This is a genomic window from Pseudomonas frederiksbergensis (assembly GCF_003732275.1).
Lineage (GTDB): Bacteria > Pseudomonadota > Gammaproteobacteria > Pseudomonadales > Pseudomonadaceae > Aquipseudomonas > Aquipseudomonas frederiksbergensis_H.
This window is the reverse complement of the sequence record NZ_MOBM01000008.1, coordinates 19,191-43,403: the sequence shown is the minus strand read 5'-3', so window position 1 is coordinate 43,403 and position 24,213 is coordinate 19,191. Positions and strand designations below refer to the sequence as shown.

Here is a 24,213-nt window from a genome sequence, read left to right as displayed (position 1 = left end):
CTCACTTACTGTATTTGTCGCCACATGATGCGGCCCCTGTCGCTACCGTCTTTTTCCACCAGAGTGGTCACGCCACCACCGGAGTCATTCACAATCTTGCGGGTTGCGTCGTTGACGATCGCGTTCAGGGTCGGAATACCACCGGTGAAGATCACCCCGCTGGAAATCGTGTCAGTGCTGTCGACCTTCCCGTCAGCATTGGTGTCGAGTACCGCGTAATTGAGCATCTTACCGCTGAACGCAGCAAGTTCGATCAGTTTGCCAGTGCCGAAGCTGGCACAGGGATCCGTGGTATCCATACTGGCTGTGGTAAATACAATTCGCCCCGACACCAGACTGGCCTGATTGATCACCCGCTCTCCCGTCAGCACATTGTTGTACACCAGCGGCAAGTACCAGCCTTTCTTTGCCGGGTAGGTCACTTCGTTCTGGCTGGTGGTGATGAATTGCCCGGTGCTGCCGGAAAACACGCCGGTCACCGCCTGCGCCTGTAAGCTGGAAGCGGTGATTTGCCCCGCTCCCCCCTCCGCATCCCATACCGCATAGAACGCCTGCAGATCCTTGTTGGTCTTGTCGGCGGCCTCATTGAATTTGCCGGTACCGAAAAACACTTCCTTGCCGCCCGATGCATGATCGGCGAGCAATGGTTGAACGGTGATCGGCTGGGTTGCGCCGCCCGCCGTAGTGAACAACGGCTTGCCGGAAAACGCTACACCCCAGGTGGATGGGGTGGCGCCACTCAAATCGAACTTCCACAACCGCCCTTTCAAGTCGCCCCCATAGGCGGCCTGCACCACGTTCTGCGAGTTGACCCTGAGCTTCACCGATGACAGGCCGTTGTTGGTTTCCGTACTGTCGACCACGATTTTCTTGATCAACGAGCCGTCTCGTATATCCACCACATACAGCGCTGCCACCCCGGAGTTGCTGCCATAGCCGTTGGAGATGAACGCGGCCCAGCGACCATCGGCACCGGGCAAGCGTGCCACTTCCGGGCGCGCATAGGCATAACCCAGATCATTGAAATCGTTCGCCGCACTGGCCGTGGCCGGCGCACTGATTTCCCACAACGCCTTGGTCACGTTACCGGCCGAGGCGTCGAACAATTGCAGCGCATAAAACGTTTTGCCGCCCGCCCCTGTTCCGCCAATCGCCACGGTTTTCCAGGCGCTATCGAGTTGCGCATCGAACACACCGACCTGGCCGTCGACCAAAAACTTGTGGCTTACACCGTTGATGTAAGTGGGGTCAGCGATGTTTCTCAACAATGGCAGCACGCTGGAGGGCATGTAGGCATAACGCCTGACACCGTTGGCCGAGTTGATGACATTTACGAAACCGTCATTGGCGTTCACCACCAGACTGGAATTCATGTTGGCGGCTTTGGTGGCGAGGTAAGTGCTGTAGGTAGTATCCCCCACCAGATCGGACGCGGTTTTGTCCGTGGGACCGGCCAGCACGAGAGGTGAATTGATGATATCGCCGAGCAACACACTGCGTGTTTTCAAACCGGTTCTATTGATGCCTTTGCTCCACTCCACCAGATCGCTGCCGGTGATACCGGTGGGCAAGCTCTGGTTGAGGGATATCTGCTGGGCCGGGGAAAAATTGCCATAGGCCAGAGTGACGGCGGCGTTGGTCTCAGTATTCCAGGACTGGTAGGTCGGCGCCGTGGCACCGGGTACGATGGTGGTATCGGTCGTCCACAGCACCGTGGCTGTGTTAACCACCCCCGTCGATGTGAAGCCAAAGGATTTGATGGTGCCGCGCCAGTCCTTAGTATCGTAGGTGGTCTGGAAGTAGCTCGAATTGCTGGTCAGGGTCGTGCCGCTGGTCACGCCGCTACCACCCGAGCCGGCCTTGGCGGTGATGTCGCTCAAGGCTGAAGACAATGCGCTGTTGAGCCCCGCACCGTCGGTCGCCTGGTAGTACTTACCCTGTCCATAGCTGGCGGCATCCGACAACATCTGGTTTGCCGTGGTGAAACCCACGGTATAGGTATTGAGGTTCTGCTTGGGAAAATCCAGGGCGTTCCAGCCTTTTCCTGTGATGTCGGTACCCGTGGATCGCATGTCAATATCGACGGCGAACTTGGCGATGTCATCCAGATAAAAGGTGTCACCCTCTTTGTCGCCGACGGGGTTGGCGCCATCGTTACTGATACCGTCCCAGTTCGGTAACCGGCTGCCACCCAGCGGATCGTCAGTCGGAAAGGTGTGATCGAAGGTCGGCAGACCACCGGTGATTACCACCCCGTAATTTCTCTGGCAGCGATACTGAATCGGGCTGGTGTAGGTGGTGGGCGTCGAGTTGTTGTAAGGCGTCATCCCACGGAAATAGCGGGTGATCTCGTAATAGGCTTCAGCCAGCGGCGTATCCGCCTGCGCGCTCAGTTCGTCGATTCCGGCGATCAAATCGTTGTAGTTGGCATCGGCCTGAGCCTGGGTCACGGTGCCGCTGACAGCCGACAAATCACTGACCGAACGAACGATATAACCGCCGTCATTCTTATGGTTGCCGACCGCCAGGTTGAACGTCGACAGACCGATGCGCAGCGAGCGGTTGCTGGTCACTAACGTCTTGGAGACGTTGCGCGCCACATTCATCCGGTAATCATTGGGGATCGAACCATCAGTGAAATCCCGGTCAGCATTGTTCGCCAGGCTTATCAGATAGGACAGGTAATTCGCCGTATATAGGGTGTCCTCTCTCCCCACCGGATCAGGAAGCTTCAGACAAAGCGAATCCAGACCGGAAACGCTGTTCTTATAGAAACCGTACCATCCGTTCTTGTCGCATGTTCCGTGATTCAAACTCGACAACGCAATATTGGTATCAGTCATGTCAAGGTCGCGGCCTTTCAGGCACGAACCATTCGAGAGACAAATAGCCACCGGGGTACGTGCGACTGTCGGGTCAAAACCTGCTGCCCAGATAATACTGTTCATACCCTTCGAGTCATCGAGTAACAGCATCACATTGGGTGACACGGCGGCGGCGTTCAACAGCGGCGAATCCGAGGGCGTGAACGCATAGGCCGGTGCCGACAGGTAAAGCCCCAACACCGTGCCGCAAAACAACCGACACAACCCGCCACGCCACTCACTTCGCATAAATACTCTCCACCACACTGCGCGAGTTACCCGCGATGCCCACGGCGGTCACCCGGTACAACGTTGCCGAAACGTCGCTCGAGACGTCGCTCGACACGTTCACGGCGCTGATGTTCTGCACCCCGTAAAAGCCGTTGCCGGAAGCGAACCAGGTCACCCCCGAGGTGGAATTGAAACCCGCGACGGTGATGACCAACGCCTCGGCCGGCGGCGCGCACTGGCCGCTGCAAACCGGCAATGATGAATAGGTGCCCCGTTTCACCGCGCTTTCGCCGACGCGCAATGCCGCTTCCGCGCCCTGGAACGACTGGTTGCGCAGGGTCACGCTACCGGCCATTTTTTCCTGCAACGTAGCGCTCTGCATCGACGAAAGGCCGATCAACGTCAGCACCAGGAGAAATACCAGGCTGACCAACAGCGCCATTCCACGCTGAGCATGAGAAATCTTCATCGGCCCTCCCTTCATGGCAACCGATTGCGCAGAGCGACAACCACGTTATAAGTTTGATTGCGCACCCGTTTGTTCGGGTCCGTGAGGGTTAATGTCAGGCGCACACTACGAATCGACTTCATATCGGGCGGGTTGCTGCTGTAACTTAAGTTTGCAGCCGAACCGACGACACCGAAGCTCACATCGAAGGCACTGACATTGTTCACCAACACCTGCTGCACCGGCGTACCAGTGCCGACACCCATTAGCAGTTGATTGTTGCTAAAGCTGTAAACCAGCCGTCGGATCGGAAATGCTATCTGCCCCGCGGCAGTGGGCCGATCCCCCCTGTAAGCGGTGCCAGGGCCGGTGACGCTGGAGCCACATTCCACCGTCCAGGTCGGCGTCCCACCACTGCCGCCGACATCCGCCGTCACCAGGGTCAATTTCTGGTTGGCGTTGTCCCAACTGATCGCTGATTCGCCGTCAAGGAAGACACTGCCCGAAATTGCATCCTTGATCGTCCCCAGGCAGCCGAACATGCCGACCATACGAACTTCCTGAATCATCTTGCTCAAGACGAACCGTGCATCCTCCTGCATTCCGGCGGCAGTGTTCTGGCTGACATAAGTGTTTTTAGCCGCGATAAAAATCTGCGCCACACCCAGAATCACCACCAGACTCAACGCCAGGGCGATCAGCAACTCGATCAGGCCGAAACCTCTGCTGGTTCTGGTCATGGTGTCGCCGGATCAACGGTAGCGCGACTGGTGAGGACAAAACTGCGGCGCGAGTCGGCGGTATTGGCGGCCCGCGAGTCATCCCAGGTAATGGTGATGGTGTACACCCGCTGGTTCCGGACGATGCTGCCGGTAGCCGTGGCGCCGCCGAAATTGACGATATTGGTGGTGAAGTCGTAAAGGTCCTGATCCCGGGCCACGCTCAGGTTGCCCGAGGTCGGGGGCGTGACGGTGTAATCGTCGTCGGAGTTGGCACGAATGCGGTCCATCATGTCGTAGGCGATAAAACTCGCCTGGCTGGTCATCCGCGAGCTATCGGTGTACTTCAGCGCATTGAGCTGAATCGCCGCCGCGCCCAATAACCCCACGGCCAGAACCAACAACGCGACCAGTACCTCGATCAGCGTCATGCCTTCCTGTGCATGCTTGCTCCAACCCCTCATCCGCAACTTCCACCCAATAGAATTCGTCCGTTCAAACACACATTCAGCGTCCTGCTCTGTGCCCCCAGTACATAACTGATCACGACGGCCGTGGACGGCGCCGACAAACCGCCCAGATTGTTGAAATCAATCGCAGTCACTCCAGAGGTTAGCGTCAGAGTTGCACCACTGCTCATCGCTGGAACAACCCGCAATACATTGGCCGGATTGCCGGTACCGTCATAAACGGTCAAATCGCCGGTCCAGACACTCCCGCTTGCTGTCGGGCGAACCCGGGTAGTGATGCCCCGGTCGATCGCCTCGAGCCGCGCGTAATTGAGCGCGCGTTGCAGGTCACCGATCTCGGTATCGGCCTTGGTGCTTTGCACCGAGCGCGTAAACGCCGGAACAGCCAGGCTGATCAGGATCAAAAACACGGCGAGCGTGATCAGCAGCTCGATCAGTGTGAAACCTTTTGTACGATGATCCATCAGTGCCCTCCGTTGCCGTCGGCTATACCTGCTTGTACACGCTAGAACATTCGACCGGCCCCCGTCGGTTGATTTGCCGCGAAAGGCGCATGGATTGCGCCGCCCCACACGTTCCAGGGAGGGAGGTGCCAATGCCGCAACAGGGTTTCAGTCTGGTCGAACTGCTTATGGGACTGGCGATTGGCGCAATTGTTCTGTCGCTGGTCAGTCCGGCGTTTGCCACGCTCACCGAATCGAACCATCGGCAACAGGCAGCCGAGTCGCTGATCAGCGGAATCCGGCACGCCAGAACCCTGGCCATCACCCGCAACCAGAGCGTAGTCATTCATGGCATCAACGGCGACTGGAGTCAGGGCTGGCGGATCATTCTGGACATCAGCGGCAAAGGGCCGGAGGACAGCAGCAATCCGCTGCTGGTGGAGAGTGCGAGTGATGCTCGGACGCCGATTGTCGGTAATTGGTGGGTCAGAAGTTTTGTGCGGTTCAGCAATCTGGGGGAACCGCTGCTGTCTGAGGGGACATTTCAGGCAGGGAGACTGCACATTTGCGCGGCTCGTGAGCCAGTCAGCCACCTCCAGGTTGTACTGGCACGAAGTGGCCGAGTGCGCCTGAGCAGCGAAAAGGCTGAGCAGGCGCTGTGTCGAAAGGCTAAAAGCGTTAAAGCAGTGAACGCACGCGCAGCTCTTTAGGCATGGAGAAGGTGATGTTCTCCTCGCGGCCGGCCAGTTCATCGGCCCCAGTGGCGCCCCAGGCCTGCAATTGCTGGATCACACCACGCACCAATACTTCCGGAGCGGAGGCACCGGCAGTGATGCCAATACGCTCGACACCGTCGAACCAGCTTTTTTGCAGGTCTTCGGCGCCATCGATCAGATAGGCCGGGGTGGCCATGCGTTCGGCCAGTTCACGCAGGCGATTGGAGTTGGAGCTGTTCGGGCTGCCGACCACCAGCACCACGTCGCATTCGTCTGCCAGCTGCTTGACGGCGTCCTGACGGTTTTGCGTGGCGTAGCAGATGTCGTCCTTGCGTGGACCGCCGATGGCCGGGAACCGAGTACGCAGGGCGTCGATCACGCGACTGGTATCGTCCATGGACAGGGTGGTCTGGGTGACGAAGGCCAGTCTTTCAGGGTTGTTCACCTGCAACGCGGCGACGTCTTTCTCGTCCTCGACCAGATAGATCGCGCCACCATTGCTGCCATCGTACTGGCCCATGGTGCCTTCAACTTCCGGGTGACCGGCGTGGCCGATGAGGATGCATTCACGGCCGTCGCGGCTGTAACGCGCAACTTCGATGTGTACCTTGGTCACCAGCGGGCAGGTCGCGTCGAACACCTTCAGGCCTCGGCCTGCGGCTTCGGTACGCACGGCCTGGGAAACGCCATGGGCACTGAAGATCACGATCACGTCATCCGGCACCTGATCGAGCTCTTCGACGAAAATCGCCCCACGGGCGCGCAGGTCTTCGACGACGAATTTGTTGTGGACCACTTCGTGGCGCACGTAGATCGGCGGCCCGAAGACTTCCAGGGCGCGGTTGACGATTTCGATCGCCCGGTCCACACCGGCGCAGAAGCCACGGGGGTTGGCGAGTTTGATTTGCATGCTGTGCCTCGTGTCTTGCGCGCAAGAAATAGTAATGCCACCTGTCATTCGAACACCGGGCTCGAAAACAGTGAAAATCTTAATGTGGGAGCGGGCTTGCTCGCGAAAGCGGTGTGTCAGTCGACATTGATGTTACATGTGATGACGCTTTCGCGAGCAAGCCCGCTCCCACATTGGACCGAGTCCGGTCAGTTACAGCGCTTTGACGTTGATGATCTCGACGTCAAAGGTCAAGGTTTTACCGGCCAGCGGGTGGTTGAAGTCGATGGTCACCTGGGCGTCATCGAATTCTTTCACCACACCGGGCAGCTCAGTATTGGCCGCATCATTGAAGATCACCAGCAAGCCAGGCGACAGTTCCATATCCTTGAACTGCGAGCGCGGGATGATCTGCACGTTTTGCGGGTTGGGCTGACCAAAGGCGTTTTCCGGCTCGATGGTCAGGGTGCGCTTGTCGCCGGCCTTGAAGCCGAACAGCGCTGCTTCGAAACCTGGCAACAGGTTGCCGTCGCCAACCTTGAAGGTCGCCGGGGCTTTGTCGAAGGTGCTGTCGACGGTGTCGCCGTTCTCCAGGCGCAATGCAAAGTGCAAGGTGACTTCCGTGCTCTGGCCGATGCGTTGCTCAGCCAATACCTGTTCAGTCATGAACGGTTTCTCCGGTCTTTTTACTTTTGAACATATCCAGTGCGAGCATCACGGCACCGACAGAAATTGCGCTGTCGGCAAAGTTGAACGCCGGGAAGTACCAGCGGTTCTGCCAATGCACCAGAATGAAATCGATCACATGGCCCAGGGCAATGCGGTCGTACAGGTTACCCAACGCGCCACCCAGCACCAGCGCCAAGGCGACTGCCAGCCAGGTTTCGTTGCGCCCCAGGCGCTTGAGCCAGATCACCAGCACCGCACTGACCACCACCGCGATCAGAGCGAACAGCCAGCGCTGCCAGCCCGAGCTGTCAGCCAGGAAACTGAACGCCGCGCCGGTGTTGTAGGCCAGGGTCCAGCTGAAGTAATCGGGGATTACCACGATTTGCTGGTACATGCTCAGCGAGCCTTCGAAGTAGAACTTGCTGGCCTGGTCGATGACCAGGACCAGCAAACTCAACCAGAGCCAGCTCAGCCGTCCGAAACGGCCAACGGCGTTAGGCATAGTGACGAACCTCGCCAGCGCCGCTGATGTTGTCGACACAACGACCGCAGATTTCCGGATGCTCCGGGTTCACGCCGACGTCTTCACGGCAGTGCCAGCAACGGGCGCACTTGGCGAAGCTCGACTTGACCACTTTGAGTTTCAGGCCGCCGACTTCGGTGACCACCGCGTCTGCCGGAGCCTGCACGAACGGTGCAACGGTGGCGGTCGAGGTAATCAGAACGAAGCGCAGTTCGTTGCTCAGCTTGGCCAGGTCGGCGCTCAGCGCATCTTCGGCGAACAGCGTCACTTCGGCTTGCAGGTTGCCACCGACGGCCTTCGCCGCGCGCTGGATTTCCATTTCCTTGTTGACCGCCACCTTCACCGCCATGATCCGCTCCCAGTAGGCGCGGTCGAGCTCGAAGCCTTCCGGCAATTCGGTCAGGCCTTCGTACCAGGTGTTGAGCATCACAGACTCGTTACGCTCGCCCGGCAGGTACTGCCACAGCTCGTCGGCGGTGAACGCCAGGATCGGCGCGATCCAGCGCACCAGCGCTTCGCTGATGTGGTACAGCGCGGTTTGCGCCGAACGACGGGCCTTGCTGTTGGCGCCAGTGGTGTACTGACGGTCCTTGATGATGTCGAGGTAGAAACCGCCCAGCTCCTGCACGCAGAAGTTGTGGATCTTGGAGTAGACGTTCCAGAAGCGGTATTCGCCGTAGTGCTCTTGCAACTCGCGTTGCAGCAGCAGGGTGCGATCCACCGCCCAACGGTCCAGCGCCAGCATTTCTTCGGCCGGCAGGATGTCGGTGGCCGGGTTGAAACCGGTCAGGTTGGAAAGCAGGAAGCGCGCGGTGTTACGGATGCGCCGGTAGGCGTCCGCACTGCGCTGCAGGATCTGCTCGGAAACCGCCATTTCACCCGAGTAGTCGGTAGAAGCGACCCACAGACGCATGATATCGGCGCCCAGGGTGTCGTTGACCTTCTGCGGCGCGATGACGTTGCCCAACGACTTGGACATTTTGCGGCCGGACTCGTCAACGGTAAAACCGTGGGTCAGCAGCTCGCGGTACGGAGCGTGGTCGTCGATGGCGCAACCGGTCAGCAACGACGAGTGGAACCAGCCACGGTGTTGGTCCGAACCTTCCAGGTACAGGTCGGCACGTGGACCGGTCTCGTGGCCCATCGAGTGCGAACCGCGCAGGACGTGCCAGTGCGTGGTGCCCGAGTCGAACCAGACGTCCAGGGTGTCGCTGATCTTGTCGTACAGCGGCGCTTCTTCACCGAGCAACTCGGCGGCGTCCATCTTGAACCAGGCTTCGATGCCTTCGACTTCGACGCGCTGGGCGACGATTTCCATCAGCTCGACGCTGCGTGGGTGCAGTTCGCCGCTTTCCTTGTTCAGGAAAAACGGGATCGGCACGCCCCAGTTGCGCTGACGGGAGATGCACCAGTCCGGACGGTTGGCGATCATCGAGTGCAGACGCGCCTGACCCCAGGCCGGAACGAACCTGGTCTCTTCAATGGCTTTGATCGCCCGCTTGCGCAGGGTTTCGCCGGTCGCAGGCTCTTTGTCCATGCCGATGAACCACTGCGCGGTAGCGCGGTAGATCAGCGGAGTCTTGTGACGCCAGCAATGCATGTAGCTGTGTTCAATGGTTTCGGTGTGCAGCAGCGCGCCGACTTCCGACAGTTTGTCGACGATGGCCGGGTTGGCCTTCCAGATGAACTGGCCGCCGAAGAACTCCAGCGATGTCGCGTACACGCCATTGCTTTGCACTGGATTGAGGATGTCGTCGTTGACCATGCCATAGGCTTTGCAGGTCACGAAGTCGTCTACGCCGTAGGCTGGCGAGGAGTGAACCACACCGGTGCCCGCGCCCAGTTCGACGTATTCGGCCAGGTAAACCGGCGACAGACGATCGTAGAACGGGTGACGGAAGTTAATCAGTTCCAGTTCTTTACCGGTGGTTGTCGCAATGACCGAACCTTCCAGGCTGTAGCGGGCAAGGCACGACTCGACCAGCTCTTCAGCCAGCACCAGCAGTTTGTCGCCGACGTCGACCAGGGCGTAGTTGAACTCCGGGTGAACGTTCAGCGCCTGGTTGGCCGGGATGGTCCACGGGGTGGTGGTCCAGATCACGATCGAGGCGGGTTTGCCCAGCGATGGCAGACCGAACGCGGCTGCCAGTTTGGCTTCATCGGCGATCGGGAAAGCCACGTCGATGGTCGCGGATTTTTTATTCTCATACTCGACTTCCGCTTCAGCCAGGGCCGAACCGCAGTCAAAACACCAGTTCACAGGCTTCAGGCCCTTGAACACGAAACCACCCTTGACGATTTCCGCCAGGGCGCGGATTTCACCGGCCTCGTTTTTGAAGTCCATGGTCTTGTACGGGTTGGCGAAGTCGCCCAACACACCCAGACGGATGAATTCGGACTTCTGGCCTTCGATCTGCTCGGTGGCGTAGGCACGGCACAGTTCGCGCGTCTTGTCCGCGCCCAGGTTCTTGCCGTGGGTCACTTCGACTTTGTGCTCGATCGGCAGACCGTGGCAGTCCCAGCCCGGAACATAAGGCGCGTCGAAACCCGACAGGGTTTTCGAGCGGATGATCATGTCCTTGAGAATCTTGTTCAGCGCATGACCGATGTGAATCGTGCCGTTGGCGTACGGAGGACCGTCGTGAAGTACGAACTTCGGACGATCCTTGCCAATCTCGCGCAACTTACCGTACAGGCCAATGCTGTCCCAGCGCTGCAGAATCTGCGGTTCGCGCTGAGGCAGGCCGGCCTTCATTGGGAAGGCGGTGTCCGGAAGGTTTAGCGTGGCTTTATAGTCGGTCATTTAAGGCTCTTCATTAGCGATTGGCGCTAGGTGCGACAGGGCACGGGCGGCGGCGACATCCGCATTGATCGCCGTCTTAAGCGCCTCCAGAGAGGCGAAACGCTGCTCTTCACGCAGCTTGTGGTGGAAAACCACCGTCAAACGCCGGTCATACAGATCGCCGGCAAAATCTAAAAGATGTACTTCCAGGTGGGCTTTGCCATCACCTTGGACTGTTGGCCGAACGCCGATATTGGCGACGCCTGGCCAGGTTTTGCCGTCGATGTCGACGTTGACCAGATAAACCCCGGACAGCGGCACACGACGACGCTTGAGTTGTATGTTGGCGGTCGGCGTACCGAGCTGACGCGCCAGCTTCTGGCCGTGCAGGACTCGCCCGGCAATCCGGTACGGACGACCGAGTAGCCGCTCGGCCAAGGCAAAATCTGCAGCGGCCAGGGCGTTACGCACCTGAGTGCTGCTGACACGAATGCCGTCCAGTTCGACGGTCTGCGCCGCTTCGACGGTAAACCCCTGAAGGACGCCTGCCTGTTGCAGGAAATCGAAATCCCCTAGCCGGTCGCAGCCGAAACGGAAATCGTCGCCGACTTCCAGATGCTGCACGCCAAGACCGTCCACCAGAATAGTATCGACGAATTCGCTGGCGCTGAGTTTGCTCAGGCGCTGATTGAACGCCAGGCACAGCACCCGGTCGACACCTTCCACGGCCAGCAGCTGCAGTTTATCCCGCAGACGGGCCAGACGGGCCGGGGCGGTATCCGGGGCGAAGAATTCTCGCGGCTGCGGCTCAAAAATCACCACGCAGCTGGGCACGCCCAACTCGAGCGCACGCTCACGCAGTCGGGCCAGGATTGCCTGGTGACCACGGTGAACACCGTCAAAGTTGCCAATAGTGGCGACACAGCCCCGATGCTGGGGGCGCAGGTTGTGGAGGCCTCGAACCAGCTGCATAACGCGCTTCTTGCTCATAAAGTGGTCGATTATAACCACACCCGGCGGCCGACGACAGGCAACACCGTAACCCAAAGTGATCGAGCCGACAAAACCGCCGGCTCGCCCGTGTTTATCGAGGTAAAAGCCTCAGCTCAAGGCCTTGCGATTGAAGTCGCGCAAACGGAAGCCCATCAACAACAACATGCCGAAATAGACCACCACGCCGGCGATCACCAATGCGCCCAGACGCAGCAAACGCTCCAGCATATGCCCTTCCGCCCAGGCCGGCATGAAGTGCATGGCGCCCAGCAATACCGCGGACATCACCGCCACCGCCACCAGCAGTTTGAGCCCGAATTTTGCCCAGCCTGGTTGCGGCTGATACATCTGCTGCTTGCGCAGCTGATAGAACAGCAGCCCGGCATTGATGCAGGCGCCCGCGCTGATGGCCAGCGCCAAACCGGCATGAGCCAGCGGACCGATCAGTACCAGGTTAAACAGCTGAGTGACGATCAGGGTGAAAATCGCGATCTTTACCGGGGTGCGGATGTTTTGTTGCGCATAAAAGCCCGGCGCCAGCACTTTGATCACGATAATCCCCAGCAAGCCGACGGAATAGGCAATCAGCGCGCGCTGGGTCATGGCCGCATCGAAAGCGCTGAACTGGCCGTACTGGAACAGCGAAACCGTCAGCGGCTCAGCCAGAATCCCCAGCGCCAGGGCGCACGGCAACACCAGCATGAAGCACAGGCGCAGCCCCCAGTCGAGGATCCGCGAGTATTCGTGGCGATCCTGGCTGGCATAGGTCTTGGCCAGGGTCGGCAGCAGAATCGTGCCCAGCGCCACACCCAGTACGCCGGATGGCAATTCCATCAGGCGGTCGGCGTAATACATCCAGGACACGGAACCTGCCACCAGAAATGAAGCAAATATGGTGTTGATGATCAGGGAAATCTGGCTCACCGAAACGCCGATGATCGCTGGCAGCATCTGTTTCATGACCCGCCAGACACCGCTATCGCGCAGATTCAGGCGCGGCAGCACCAGCATGCCGATTTTTTTCAGGTGCGGCAGTTGAAACAGCAATTGCGCCAGACCGCCCACTAGAACAGCCCAACCCAGCGCCATCACCGGCGGATCGAAATACGGTGTCAGGAACACCGCAAAAATAATCATGCTGACATTGAGCAGGGTCGGCACGAAGGCCGGCACCGAGAAGCGGTTCCAGGTGTTAAGGATCGCTCCGGCCAATGAAGACAGGGAGATCAGCAATATATAAGGAAAAGTGACCCGTAGCAGATCGGAGGTCAGCTCGAATTTTTCCGGGGTAGTGGCGAAACCCGGCGCCGTGGCCCAGATGACCCAAGGCGCGGCGAGCATGCCCAACGCGGTGACCAGCGCCAGCACCAGCGTCAGCAGGCCCGAGACATAGGCAATGAAGGTTCGCGTCGCCTCCTCGCCCTTCTGGCTTTTGTATTCGGCGAGAATCGGCACGAAGGCCTGGGAAAATGCTCCCTCAGCGAAGATCCGCCGCAGCAGATTGGGCAGTTTGAAGGCGATAAAGAAGGCGTCGGTCGCCATTCCTGCGCCAAATGCACGAGCGATTAGAGTGTCGCGAACAAACCCCAACACCCGGGAAAGCATCGTGATAGAGCTGACAGCGGCCAACGATTTGAGCAGATTCATTGAAAGAGTTTTTGCCTGTCGATAAACAGCAGGCGAACAACGCGCCCACTTATGCGATACTCCGCGCCGCAACAGCACAGAGCCAAAGCTCGCGAGTTTACAGGTCGCACGCCGGAAAGAAATATCCCGGCGCTCTATACCTGCCACTTAGCGGATCGTCTCAACCGCCCTTGACAAGACATCAACTCATCGGCATGATTCGCGGCCTATTTTGTTTGCTATTTCCTAAAAAGTCTTTCGAGGAGCTCGACGGTGGCCAACACACCTTCCGCCAAAAAACGTGCAAAACAGGCTGAGAAGCGTCGCAGCCACAACGCCAGCCTGCGTTCCATGGTTCGTACCTACATCAAGAATGTAGTTAAAGCCATCGACGCAAAAGACGCTGCTAAAGCTCAAGCTGCTTACGTTCTGGCTGTGCCAGTTATCGACCGTATGGCCGATAAAGGCATCATCCACAAGAACAAAGCTGCTCGCCACAAGAGCCGCCTGAATGGCCACGTAAAGGCCCTGAACGTTGCCGCTGCTGCCTAAGCGACACGCTCATTAAAAAACCGACCTCAGGGTCGGTTTTTTATTGCCTGCGATTTATCAGATACACCGCAAAAAAATGTGGGAGCGAGCCTGCTCGCGATTGCGGACGTCCAGCCAGCATAGATGCTGAATGTCAGTCCGCTATCGCGAGCAGGCTCGCTCCCACACTTCGTCTTGCGTCAGATTATTGAGCGTGCGTCCACGGCAGGATCGGAATCGCCGTCACCGCATTCTGCGGGCTGCCCTCGATCAAACGATCGCTGTAGACCAGATACACCAGCGTATTGCGCTTCTTGTCGAGGAATCGCACCACCTGCATGGTCTTGAACACCAAGGACGTGCGCTCCTTGAACACCTCCTCGCCATCCTTGAGCTCACCCTTGAAGTTGATCGGCCCGACCTGACGACACGCTATAGACGCTTCAGCGCGATCCTCGGCCAGACCCAACCCACCCTTTACGCCACCGGTCTTGGCGCGCGACAGGTAGCAGGTCACGCCATCCACTTTTGGATCATCAAACGCCTCGACAACGATACGGTCGTTCGGACCGACGAACTTGAACACCGTCGATACCTGGCCAATCTCCTCGGCCGAGGCCAGCAGCGGCATCGCCAACAACAAGCCCAATAATCCTTTTGCCACACGCATTCAGGTATTCCTTCAGACCAGAATCAGGTTATCGCGGTGAACCAGTTCCGGCTCCGCCATGTACCCCAATAGACCGACAATCGCTTCAGACGACTGACCGATGATTTTTTGTGCCTCCAGAGCACTGTAGTTAGCCAGGCCACGGGCGATTTCACGACCGTCCGGCGCCACACAGACCACCATTTCGCCACGACGGAAACTGCCCTGGACCAGTTTGACACCCACCGGCAGCAAACTTTTGTTGCCCTGGGACAACGCCGTCACCGCCCCCGCATCCAGTACCAGCGTGCCGCGGGTTTGCAGATGCCCGGCCAGCCATTGCTTGCGTGCCGCCAGCATGCCGCGCTCAGGCGACAACAAGGTGCCGATGCGCTCGCCCGCCTTGAGACGATCCAGCACCCGCTCCAGGCGCCCACCAACAATGATGGTGTGCGCACCGGAACGCGCCGCCAGACGCGCAGCGCGCAACTTGGTCTGCATACCGCCACGACCCAGAGCACCACCCGTACTGCCAGCCACCGCATCCAGCGCCGGATCATCGGCACGCGCCTCGTAAATCAGCTTGGCATCGGGATTGTTGCGCGGATCGGCGTCAAACATGCCATCGCGATCGGTGAGGATCACCAGCAAATCGGCTTCGACCAGGTTCGCCACCAGCGCCGCCAACGTGTCGTTGTCGCCGAAACGGATTTCGTCAGTGACCACGGTGTCGTTCTCATTGATCACCGGGATCACCTTGAGCTCGACCAGCGCGCGCAGCGTACTGCGAGCGTTCAGGTAGCGTTTGCGGTCGGACAAATCGTCGTGAGTCAGGAGAATCTGCGCGGTATGCCGGCCATGCTCGGCAAAGCTCGATTCCCAGGCCTGCACCAACCCCATCTGACCGATGGCGGCAGCGGCCTGCAACTCGTGCATTGCACTGGGTCGTACGGTCCAGCCCAGACGACTCATGCCCGCCGCCACCGCCCCGGAGGACACCAGCACCAGCTCAACACCCGCCTCGTGCAGGGCAACCATCTGCTCGACCCAGACACCCATTGCCGCGCGATCCAGGCCTTTGCCGTCCGCCGTCAGCAAAGCGCTGCCGATCTTCACGACCCAACGCTGCGCACCTGTCACCTTGCTCCGCATCATCTTCAACCTTAGCTTGAGGACAGCACGACCCAGCGCTGCCCGTAACGTTATTCGTGACTACCGATTTCCAGATACTAAAACGCCGCTCTAGTGAGCGGCGCTTAAGTTTATCGCAACGAATCAGTCACGCACGTAAATGATTTCCGGACCGTCTTCGTCATCCACATCTTCTTCGTCCCAATCGTCTTCACCGATGTCATGGACCGACTTCACGCCACTGCGACGCAGGGCACGCTGATCGTCCAGCGCCTGCAACTGGGCGCGCGCTTCATCTTCGATGCGCTGATCGAGCTCGGCCAGCTCTTCCTTGTAGGCCGGATCGTTAGCCAGACGATCGGCACGATCTTCCAGATAACGCATGATGTCATGGCAAAGACGCTCAGTGCCTTGCTTGGCAATTGCAGAGATCACGTAGACCGGACCGGTCCATTCCAGACGATCAACGATTTCCTTGACGCGAGCGTCGTGCTCTTCTTCAAGGATCTGGTCGCATTTGTTCAGCACCAGCCAGCGATCACGCTCAGCCAGGGACGGGCTGAACTTGGTCAGCTCGCTGACGATCACTTCAGCGGCATCCGGAGCACTGGTGTCATCCAGCGGCGCCATGTCGACGAGGTGCAGCAGCAGACGGGTACGCGACAAGTGCTTGAGGAAACGAATCCCCAGGCCCGCGCCGTCGGAAGCACCTTCGATCAGGCCCGGAATGTCCGCCACCACGAAGCTCTTCCAGCGATCGACACTGACCACACCCAGGTTCGGCACCAGAGTGGTGAACGGGTAGTCGGCGACTTTCGGCTTGGCGGCCGATACCGAGCGAATGAAAGTACTTTTGCCGGCGTTCGGCAAACCAAGCAGACCGACGTCCGCCAACACCTTCATTTCCAGTTTCAGGTCGCGCTGCTCACCCGGCTTACCCGGCGTGGTCTGGCGCGGAGCCCGGTTGGTGCTGGATTTGAAACGAGTGTTACCCAGACCGTGCCAGCCGCCGTGAGCCACCAGCAGACGCTGGCCGGCCTTGGTCAAGTCGCCGATCACTTCCTGAGTCGCGGAATCGATGACGGTGGTGCCGACCGGAACGCGCAGCACCAACTCTTCACCTTTCTTGCCGGTGCAGTCAGTGCTGCCGCCATTGGAACCACGCTCGGCATCGAAGTGCCGGGTGTAACGGTAGTCCACCAGGGTGTTGAGGTTTTCGTCGGCGACCATGTAGACCGAGCCGCCATCACCACCGTCACCGCCGTTCGGGCCGCCGTTTTCAATGAATTTTTCCCGACGGAAACTCATGCAACCGTTGCCACCGTCGCCAGCTTTTACTCGAATCGATACTTCATCAACAAACTTCATAACAAAACGCCTCTCGCCATACGGACGAGCCGAAAAAACCTAGACATAAGACTCTTGCAAAAATGAGCGCAGCGACCTCAATCAACGACCGCCAATACAGCGCTGGAGCCCATCACAAACAGCTTTGCAAGAGACTCACCCCACAAACGAAAAAGCCCCGTCGCAAGACAGGGCTTTTCCAGCAACTACGTAATTATGCCGCGACGACGTCAGTCTTCGGGACAATGCTTACGTAACGACGACCGAAGGCGCCTTTTACTTCGAACTTGATCACGCCGTCGATTTTAGCGAACAGAGTGTGATCTTTGCCCATGCCAACGCCGTAGCCAGCGTGGAATTGGGTGCCGCGCTGACGCACGATGATGTTGCCCGGAATGATAACCTGGCCGCCATACATCTTCACGCCAAGGCGTTTGGCTTCTGAGTCGCGACCGTTACGGGTACTACCACCAGCTTTTTTGTGTGCCATGAGTTCAATTCTCCTAGTGAGGAATTAGGCTGAAATTAAGCCTGAATACCGGTGATTTTGATCTCGGTGTACCACTGGCGGTGGCCCATACGCTTCATGTGGTGCTTACGGCGACGGAACTTGATGATGCGGACTTTATCGTGACGACCTTGGGAGATCACTTCAGCCACAACGGTAGCGCCAGGAACAACTGGAGCGCCGATATTCACGTCGTCGCCATTGGCAACCAACAGAACGCGATCAAAAGTAACGGATTCGCCGGTAGCGATTTCCAGTTTTTCGATCTTCAGGTATTCACCTGGAGCAACTTTGTACTGCTTGCCACCAGTAACGATTACTGCATAAGACATGGTATTTCTCCGATAATCCTGCTCACCCAGCTCTTTATAAGAAGAGGTATTGGCTGGCATGGCTGCATAAGGCTGGAAGGCCTGTTTGCAATTGCGTAAGGCAGGTGCTGCCCAGGAAGTTCAGGGTGCGCGATTGTACGCAAGCTGCCGGGGCGATGCAAGAGGCTGTCCATCGTGCCTTGACAGGCCCGGACGTGGGTCCTAGCATGCCGCGCAACCCTTCTGGAGCAACTGTCGCTGATGCAACCCCAAGCTTTCTACCGCGCGGTGGCGGACGATTTTAGCGCCGTCGACGGCATCATCAAGAAACAGCTGACTTCCCGAGTGCCGCTGGTATCGAAAATCGGCGACTACATTACCTCGGCTGGCGGTAAACGCCTGCGCCCGTTGCTCGTGCTACTGTGCGGCAAGGCACTGGGCCGCGAAGGCGATGACCTGCGCCTGTTGGCCGCGACCATCGAGTTCCTGCACACCGCCACCCTGCTGCATGACGACGTTGTCGATATGTCCGGCATGCGCCGTGGCCGCTCGACCGCCAACGCCATGTGGGGCAACGCGCCGAGCGTACTGGTAGGCGACTTCCTGTATTCGCGTTCTTTCGAAATGATGGTCGAACTGGGCTCCATGCCGGTGATGAAAATCCTTTCGCAAGCCACTCGCATCATCGCTGAAGGCGAAGTGTTGCAGCTGTCGAAGGTCCGCGACGCCAGCACCACCGAAGAAACCTACATGGAAGTCATCCGCGGCAAAACCGCGATGCTCTTCGAAGCCTCGACCCACAGTGCCGCGGCCCTGGCCGGTGCCTCGCCGGAACAGAGCGAAGCACTGCGCACCTTTGGCGATCACCTGGGGGTGGCCTTCCAATTGGTCGACGACCTGCTGGATTACCGTGGCGACGCCGAAACCCTGGGCAAGAACGTCGGCGACGATCTGGCCGAAGGTAAGCCGACCCTGCCGCTGATCTACACCATGCGCGAAGGCACTCCGGAGCAGGCCGCACTGGTTCGTCAGGCGATCCAGAAAGGTGGCATCGAAGATCTGGAAAGCATTCGCGAAGCCGTTGAGGCTTCCGGCTCGCTGGATTACACCGCGCAACTGGCCCGCGATTACGTGGTCCGTGCGATCAAGTGCCTGGATGCCCTGCCCGCCAGCGAATACCGCGATGCATTGGTGGAATTGAGCGAGTTTGCGGTTGCCCGCACGCACTGACATTCACGGCAAGATCAAAAGATCGCAGCCTTCGGCAGCTCCTACAGGTGTATACAAACCCCGTAGGAGCTGCCGAAGGCTGCGATCTTTTGCTGTCAGCCCCCTCCTGCAACAAAACCCTATATAATGTGCGCTTTTTAGCCATCCTGAATCCAAGGAGCTTTAGTGAGCACGTTGCCACCCTGCCCGAAATGCAATTCCGAATACACCTATGAAGACGGCGCACAGCTGATCTGCCCGGAGTGCGCCCACGAGTGGTCCGCCAACGGCGAAGCCGAAGTGGCCTCCGATGACACCGTGAAAAAGGATTCGGTCGGCAATGTCCTGCAGGACGGCGACACCATCACCGTGATCAAGGACCTCAAGGTCAAAGGCACGTCGCTGGTGGTCAAGGTCGGTACCAAGGTCAAGAACATCCGCCTGTGCGATGGTGACCACGACATCGACTGCAAGATCGATGGCATCGGCCCTATGAAACTCAAATCCGAGTTCGTCAGAAAAGTCTGAATCCGCTGTATTCCATCCCGCGCCTGGCGTGGGATGGTGCTTCGCCCCTTCCCCGCATCACCCAGCATTCCCGTGCAGTAGCCAAACGCCAGTCGTTTTGATGCTCAGCAATTTCCCCGCAGAAAAAAACACAAACCGCCAATAGGCCCTTGCTATTTGATGAATAAGAATTATTCTCATTGAAACCCATCAGTGGAGATGAGACTCATGACTTATTTGATCGATGCCTGGCTGGACCGCCCACATCCCTACCTCAGAATCCTGCATCGGGAAACCGGGGAAGTCTGTGCGGTGCTTGAAGAAGAAGCCTTGAACGAGCTACAGGATCAGGGTGATCTGGACGTCAACGGCCTGAGTTCCAGCGAGCCGGTGGTGCTCAAGGAACTGGTACGCAATCTGTTTCTGTTCTGCTATGCCCGGGCGTTGCGCCCGACCAGCGATCTGAACCATAAGATCGAACTATGAGACAACGCAAAAAACTGTGGGAGCGAGCCTGCTCGCGATGGCATCACCTCGGTTTCACAGAAAAACCGAGTTGACTGCATCGCGAGCAGGCTCGCTCCCACATTAGCCCGTCATGACGACAGGCCGGGCATTACAGAACGTCGAGCAGTTCGACGTCGAACACCAGTACGCTGTGCGGCGGAATGCTGCCAACGCCTTGAGCGCCGTAAGCCAGTTCGCTCGGCACGTACAGACGCCATTTGCTGCCGGCGTTCATCAGTTGCAGGGCTTCGGTCCAGCCAGCGATGACGCCGCCAACCGGGAATTCTGCAGGCTGACCACGATCATAGGAGCTGTCGAACACAGTGCCGTCGATCAGGGTGCCGTGGTAGTGAGTGCGCACTTGATCTTCACGGGTTGGCTTGGCGCCTTCACCTTGAGTCAGCACTTCGAATTGCAGGCCGGAAGCCAGCGTGGTGATGCCTTCGCGCTTGGCGTTTTCAGCCAGGAAAGCCAGGCCTTCGCCAGCAGCGGCTTCAGCCTTGGCTGCAGCTTCGGCTTGCATGATTTCGCGGATCACCTTGAAGCTGGCGGACATTTCTTCCTGACCCACACGGCTTGGCTTGCCGGCGAATGCGTCGGTCAGGCCAGCCAGGATTGCGTCCAGGCTAACGCCCGGTGGCGGGTTGTCACGCAGCTGGTCGCCCAACTGACGGCCAATGCCGTAGCTGACGCGGGTTTCGTCGGTGGACAGATTTACTTCGGACATGACACTGCTCCGCTGTGCGGACGGCCCTGGAACTTGCCGTGCATGCACAGCGCGTCCCGGAACGCGCCCGGAATCAAAAGGGCGAGCAGACTAGCACAGATGCCGTCACGTTTGAGCTGCGTCAGCGCCGTCACACAGAACGGAAGGTGATCGGTACTTTCAGGCTTTCCTCGGTGCTGGCACCGCACATTTCGTCATGGACCGAGGTATGCACAACGTTGAACGACAACTTGGGGAAGGCATGAAGTACATCACGCGCATGTTCGACCGAGCGCAGTAGCAACATCTGGCCGTGGGCATCGCGCAATGGATACGCCGCGCCATGCATCCGCGCCTCCAGCACGTAGATCATGCCTTCCATCGAGATCAGGTTCAGCTCATCGATCTTTCCGGCGATGGCATACGCATTCAATTCTTGCAGAGTCATGAGCGCACCTCACGCTGTGGCGAGCCAGGATCTCTACATGGATATGCCTCGACACGCCAAAGTACAAGTCACAGACGACACCGCCCGTCTGTTTCACACCGCTCCTACAGGGATTGTGCAGATCAGTGCTTGGTCAGCTTGTCCAGATAGCCCATGGCAAACGCCGACACCACGAAGGTCATGTGAATGACCACGTACCACTTCAAATGCTCGGGGTCGACGTTCTTGGCGTCCATGAAAATCCGCAGCAGGTGGATGGACGAAATCGCCACGATGGAAGCCGCGACCTTCATCTTCAGCGAAGACGAGTCCATGGTGCCCAGCCAGTTGAGCTTTTCCTTGCTGTCGTCGATATCCAGCTGAGAAACGAAGTTCTCGTAGCCGGAGATCATCACCATCACCAGCAAGCCGCCCACCAGCGCCATGTCGATCAGCGACAGCAGGACCAGAATCAGATCCGACTCGGCCATCGAGAACACGTTAGGGATGACGTGGAAGACTTCCTGGAAGAATTTCAGTGCCAACGCCAGCAAGCCCAGGGACAAACCGAAATAGATCGGCGCCAGTAACCAGCGGGAGGCGTACATTGCATTTTCGATAAAGCGTTCCATTGAATCTCACACAAGGGGCTGTAAATGGCGGCGAGTATAACAGCCACCTGTTATCCCCAGAAACCGCCGGAAAATCCGTAACCTGCGTGTGTGTGACAAAGTTTTTCTGCTAGTGTCCAGATCATTGACAGGTCAGCGACGTCGGACAGGAAAACTGGAAATGGATGTGCGATTACCTTTAACGAGTGCCGGACTTTGCCTCACGTTGCTGCTCGGTGGTTGTTCACCCAGCGATGAGAAACGTCAGGTCAGCCTCGAAGAAAAGATCGCACAGTTCGAACAGTCCCTGGAGACAATCGAGGATCCCAAACTCAAGGATGCCGTGGCCGAGCTCGGTGGTTCACTGCTGTTGCTCGAACGCGCGCAACTCAAGCTCGACACCAAACCAGTGGTCACCGAATACGGCGAAGACGCCCTCGCCGTGCTCAAGCACTACCCCACGCCCCAGGCGTTGGTCGACACCTACATCAACGGTCTGTTCGTGCTGCACAAGGAATCCAGCTCGGATTACCTGACCGATCTGCAACCGGTGTTTCCCTTCAACTTCAACATTCCGGGCGCATTCCTTTTTCCTCATGGCCTGGAATGGCAATCGGTGACCCTGAGCAACAAGCGCGTCATCGCGTTCCAGCCGGAGTGGTCGGAAACCGATCCCGGCATTCAGCTGAGCCCGTCGAGCTCCAACCTGACCAACCCCGATGATTTGACGGTGACCTACCCCTTCATCGAAGGCCTGGATGTGGATAAGAAAAGCCAACCACAACCGGTGAGCCTGCAAGGCAAGGTGGAAGTCATCGCCCCACGCCGGCTCTACAGCTTCGACCTGACGAAAAAGGACGTCGGCCAGACTCGCACTAACGACAATCTCAGTGTCACCTTATTGAAACTGGGCAATCACTACGCCGAAATCGAATTCAGTAACAGCGCGCCGCTGGCCCCCGAGATACGTGACATATCACTCAACCCACTGATCGTGCAGGCCAGGGACGCCACCGGGCAATTCCTCTCTCGCGCAGGTGCGATCAACGAAACCGCCGCGCAAATTGCGTTTTATCAAAAACAACTGGCGCAGATGCAACAGCAGAAGGCCTGGAGCGAAGCATTCGAAAAGCAGCTCGATGACGAGCAGCGTGCGTTTGAAAAGCAACAAACCCGGCATTACACCAAGGTCTACTTCAACGGGCCCATCGACACCGTCGAAGTCAGCTTGCTGGACTTCTCGGCGGTCACGGTGACCCACAAGAATCTGAACCTGCCGATACGCCGCTTCGACCCGCACACCACGGAAAAAACCATCCAGCCACTGACCTTACCGGTGGTGGTGTATGACGACCAGGCCGCGACCTGGCTCAAAGGCGCAGCGCTGGGCGAGGAGCAACTGAAAAAAAGCATCAGCATCAGTCAGTCAGTGGATGACCCGAGTGCCGCGCGCATCGAATTCGATCACCCCAGAAGCTTCAACGACGAACTGCTCGGCACCTCTTTCAATCCCGGCGAAAGCCCGGTGACGTTCTTCACCCAAGATCGCAATGGTCAGCGCGATGGGCCGATCGAGCTGCCGCCGGAGGCGTATCAGGTCGATCCGATACGCGGCGCCATCACCTATGATCTGAACCTGTTTCCGGAAACCCCGGCCTACGCCGTGGGCTCCATGCCGCAGTACCTGGCGACTGTCGACCAGCAAACGTACGACGCCCGCCAATTGCCCAAAGGCCTGGAGTTCAAAGGGAATGCATTGGTGGTTGATCTGAAGCTGTTTCCCGCCCAGGACTGGCGCTTCTTCGCCAAGGACGACAGCGGCAATTATCTGAAAGAGATTCTTTCGGTCAGTCACGACGCCAGCGCGCAAGGCCCGGCGTTATTTGCAGTGCATTACTTCTATGGCCAGCCCACACGTCTGGAAACTTATCAGCGAACCAACCTCACCACTGTGCAATATGGGTTTGAGGTCAAACTCGACAAGGCTGAGTCAGGCAACCTTGATCAATAGTCTGTTCAGTGCTCGGGACGAAACTCGGGACCGCTAAGGTTGCGATAACGACCGCCATTGATCTCTCGCAACTGGGCTTGCAGATGCAGACACCAGATTTGCGGATCGTCAGCCAGCTCGTAACCATGCAACGTCAGACTTTCAACAATAGTGTCGAGGATCGATTCAGCCACGACAGGCCCACGGAACGGGCCTTGGGCCTTGATGGCAGAAGGCTGCTCGCCGGCCATTCCGGCGGCGAAGAGTAAGGTCCACATGCCCGTATCCCCCGCCAGCGGGCGGATGGCACATTCGATACGGGTCACAAGACCCAGGCATTGACGGGTGAGGCAGAGGTTGCGCGACATGGCGGCGACCCTCGGTAGATCCGGTATTCAGCCTCCAC

General features: G+C 58.3%; 26 protein-coding genes. 6 read left to right on the top strand and 20 right to left on the bottom strand.

The genetic code is table 11. The features are described 5' to 3' along the window. Window positions 1-5 precede the first annotated feature (5 nt). From BK662_RS06270 to BK662_RS06250, 5 genes are read right to left on the bottom strand one after another with little or no spacing between them, the layout of a single operon-like run. Window positions 6-3,113, bottom strand: coding sequence for a pilus assembly protein (locus BK662_RS06270; RefSeq protein ID WP_123357357.1), 3,108 nt, complete (start codon window positions 3,111-3,113; stop codon window positions 6-8). Continuing rightward, window positions 3,103-3,564 (bottom strand): pilus assembly PilX family protein, encoded by a 462-nt coding sequence (locus BK662_RS06265; RefSeq protein ID WP_123357356.1) that lies wholly within the window; start codon window positions 3,562-3,564, stop codon window positions 3,103-3,105. Before BK662_RS06265 ends, BK662_RS06270 begins: the two co-directional genes overlap by 11 nt. 11 nt (window positions 3,565-3,575) lie before the next feature. Next, window positions 3,576-4,283 carry a PilW family protein gene (locus BK662_RS06260; RefSeq protein WP_123357355.1) on the bottom strand — a complete coding sequence of 236 codons (708 nt, stop codon included), beginning with the start codon at window positions 4,281-4,283 and terminating at the stop codon, window positions 3,576-3,578. Beyond that, window positions 4,280-4,726, bottom strand: coding sequence for a type IV pilus modification protein PilV (pilV, locus tag BK662_RS06255; protein WP_123357354.1), 447 nt, complete (start codon window positions 4,724-4,726; stop codon window positions 4,280-4,282). Before pilV ends, BK662_RS06260 begins: the two co-directional genes overlap by 4 nt. Then, the gene (locus tag BK662_RS06250; RefSeq protein ID WP_123357353.1) at window positions 4,723-5,196 is read right to left on the bottom strand and encodes a GspH/FimT family pseudopilin; all 474 of its coding nucleotides are present in this window, start codon (window positions 5,194-5,196) and stop codon (window positions 4,723-4,725) included. The genes pilV and BK662_RS06250 overlap by 4 nt, the downstream gene beginning before the upstream one ends. Before the next feature lie 131 nt (window positions 5,197-5,327). Here BK662_RS06250 and BK662_RS06245 point away from each other — a divergent pair, with 131 nt between their 5' ends. Further along, window positions 5,328-5,885, top strand: a complete 558-nt coding sequence (locus BK662_RS06245; RefSeq protein WP_123357352.1) for a GspH/FimT family pseudopilin — start codon at window positions 5,328-5,330, stop codon at window positions 5,883-5,885. Here the strand turns inward: BK662_RS06245 and ispH are convergent. The 6 genes from ispH to murJ all read right to left on the bottom strand — a co-directional run bounded on the left by ispH (window position 5,854) and on the right by murJ (window position 13,394). Further along, on the bottom strand, window positions 5,854-6,801 hold the full coding sequence (gene ispH / locus BK662_RS06240; protein WP_008008700.1) for a 4-hydroxy-3-methylbut-2-enyl diphosphate reductase: 948 nt from the start codon (window positions 6,799-6,801) through the stop codon (window positions 5,854-5,856). The two genes, BK662_RS06245 and ispH, sit on opposite strands and share 32 nt — an antisense overlap. A gap of 192 nt (window positions 6,802-6,993) precedes the next feature. Beyond that, complete coding sequence (gene fkpB, locus BK662_RS06230) at window positions 6,994-7,431, bottom strand: FKBP-type peptidyl-prolyl cis-trans isomerase (RefSeq protein ID WP_185047085.1); 438 nt, start codon at window positions 7,429-7,431, stop codon at window positions 6,994-6,996. A gap of 7 nt (window positions 7,432-7,438) precedes the next feature. Further along, window positions 7,439-7,951 carry a signal peptidase II gene (lspA, locus tag BK662_RS06225; RefSeq protein ID WP_038981489.1) on the bottom strand — a complete coding sequence of 171 codons (513 nt, stop codon included), beginning with the start codon at window positions 7,949-7,951 and terminating at the stop codon, window positions 7,439-7,441. Next, on the bottom strand, window positions 7,944-10,775 hold the full coding sequence (gene ileS / locus BK662_RS06220) for an isoleucine--tRNA ligase (protein ID WP_123357350.1): 2,832 nt from the start codon (window positions 10,773-10,775) through the stop codon (window positions 7,944-7,946). Before ileS ends, lspA begins: the two co-directional genes overlap by 8 nt. Beyond that, window positions 10,776-11,726 carry a bifunctional riboflavin kinase/FAD synthetase gene (gene ribF, locus BK662_RS06215; RefSeq protein WP_185047083.1) on the bottom strand — a complete coding sequence of 317 codons (951 nt, stop codon included), beginning with the start codon at window positions 11,724-11,726 and terminating at the stop codon, window positions 10,776-10,778. It abuts the gene before it with no gap. Window positions 11,727-11,855: 129 nt separating this feature from the next. Next, entirely contained in the window at window positions 11,856-13,394 is a 1,539-nt protein-coding gene (murJ, locus tag BK662_RS06210; RefSeq protein ID WP_123357348.1) for a murein biosynthesis integral membrane protein MurJ, read from the bottom strand. 252 nt (window positions 13,395-13,646) lie between these two features. Here murJ and rpsT point away from each other — a divergent pair, with 252 nt between their 5' ends. Continuing rightward, window positions 13,647-13,925, top strand: coding sequence for a 30S ribosomal protein S20 (gene rpsT, locus BK662_RS06200; protein WP_007901883.1), 279 nt, complete (start codon window positions 13,647-13,649; stop codon window positions 13,923-13,925). Window positions 13,926-14,109: 184 nt separating this feature from the next. On the opposite strand, the gene BK662_RS06195 is transcribed toward rpsT, so the two are convergent. From BK662_RS06195 to rplU, 5 genes are all read right to left on the bottom strand, one after another. Continuing rightward, window positions 14,110-14,574: a CreA family protein gene (locus BK662_RS06195; protein WP_123357347.1), complete on the bottom strand. Its 465-nt coding sequence runs from the start codon at window positions 14,572-14,574 to the stop codon at window positions 14,110-14,112. A gap of 12 nt (window positions 14,575-14,586) precedes the next feature. Next, window positions 14,587-15,705, bottom strand: coding sequence for a glutamate 5-kinase (gene proB, locus BK662_RS06190; RefSeq protein WP_123357346.1), 1,119 nt, complete (start codon window positions 15,703-15,705; stop codon window positions 14,587-14,589). 123 nt (window positions 15,706-15,828) lie between these two features. Continuing rightward, entirely contained in the window at window positions 15,829-17,052 is a 1,224-nt protein-coding gene (gene cgtA / locus BK662_RS06185) for an Obg family GTPase CgtA (RefSeq protein ID WP_123357345.1), read from the bottom strand. Between the two features lie 193 nt (window positions 17,053-17,245). Further along, window positions 17,246-17,521, bottom strand: coding sequence for a 50S ribosomal protein L27 (gene rpmA / locus BK662_RS06180; RefSeq protein WP_007901871.1), 276 nt, complete (start codon window positions 17,519-17,521; stop codon window positions 17,246-17,248). 35 nt (window positions 17,522-17,556) lie between these two features. Beyond that, on the bottom strand, window positions 17,557-17,871 hold the full coding sequence (rplU, locus tag BK662_RS06175) for a 50S ribosomal protein L21 (RefSeq protein WP_007901869.1): 315 nt from the start codon (window positions 17,869-17,871) through the stop codon (window positions 17,557-17,559). A gap of 240 nt (window positions 17,872-18,111) precedes the next feature. Between rplU and BK662_RS06170 the strand changes: the two genes are divergently transcribed. From BK662_RS06170 to BK662_RS06160, 3 genes are all read left to right on the top strand, one after another. After that, window positions 18,112-19,080 carry a polyprenyl synthetase family protein gene (locus BK662_RS06170; protein WP_123357344.1) on the top strand — a complete coding sequence of 323 codons (969 nt, stop codon included), beginning with the start codon at window positions 18,112-18,114 and terminating at the stop codon, window positions 19,078-19,080. Between the two features lie 165 nt (window positions 19,081-19,245). Continuing rightward, complete coding sequence (locus BK662_RS06165) at window positions 19,246-19,587, top strand: zinc ribbon domain-containing protein YjdM (RefSeq protein ID WP_007938431.1); 342 nt, start codon at window positions 19,246-19,248, stop codon at window positions 19,585-19,587. 207 nt (window positions 19,588-19,794) lie between these two features. Further along, the gene (locus BK662_RS06160; RefSeq protein WP_095632313.1) at window positions 19,795-20,052 is read left to right on the top strand and encodes a PA4570 family protein; all 258 of its coding nucleotides are present in this window, start codon (window positions 19,795-19,797) and stop codon (window positions 20,050-20,052) included. 130 nt (window positions 20,053-20,182) lie between these two features. Here the strand turns inward: BK662_RS06160 and bamJ are convergent, their stop codons facing one another. The 3 genes from bamJ to BK662_RS06145 all read right to left on the bottom strand — a co-directional run bounded on the left by bamJ (window position 20,183) and on the right by BK662_RS06145 (window position 21,838). Then, on the bottom strand, window positions 20,183-20,800 hold the full coding sequence (bamJ, locus tag BK662_RS06155) for a BamJ family beta-barrel-assembly machinery protein (protein WP_007901858.1): 618 nt from the start codon (window positions 20,798-20,800) through the stop codon (window positions 20,183-20,185). Window positions 20,801-20,930: 130 nt separating this feature from the next. Then, window positions 20,931-21,227, bottom strand: a complete 297-nt coding sequence (locus tag BK662_RS06150; protein ID WP_123357343.1) for a DUF6482 family protein — start codon at window positions 21,225-21,227, stop codon at window positions 20,931-20,933. A gap of 122 nt (window positions 21,228-21,349) precedes the next feature. After that, window positions 21,350-21,838: a TIGR00645 family protein gene (locus BK662_RS06145; RefSeq protein WP_007901849.1), complete on the bottom strand. Its 489-nt coding sequence runs from the start codon at window positions 21,836-21,838 to the stop codon at window positions 21,350-21,352. A gap of 160 nt (window positions 21,839-21,998) precedes the next feature. On the opposite strand from BK662_RS06145, the gene BK662_RS06140 reads away from it, so the two are divergent. Beyond that, the gene (locus tag BK662_RS06140) at window positions 21,999-23,828 is read left to right on the top strand and encodes a hypothetical protein (RefSeq protein WP_123357342.1); all 1,830 of its coding nucleotides are present in this window, start codon (window positions 21,999-22,001) and stop codon (window positions 23,826-23,828) included. Between the two features lie 5 nt (window positions 23,829-23,833). Here BK662_RS06140 and BK662_RS06135 read toward each other — a convergent pair whose 3' ends face one another. Next, on the bottom strand, window positions 23,834-24,175 hold the full coding sequence (locus tag BK662_RS06135; RefSeq protein WP_007901845.1) for a PA4575 family protein: 342 nt from the start codon (window positions 24,173-24,175) through the stop codon (window positions 23,834-23,836). Window positions 24,176-24,213 lie beyond the last annotated feature (38 nt).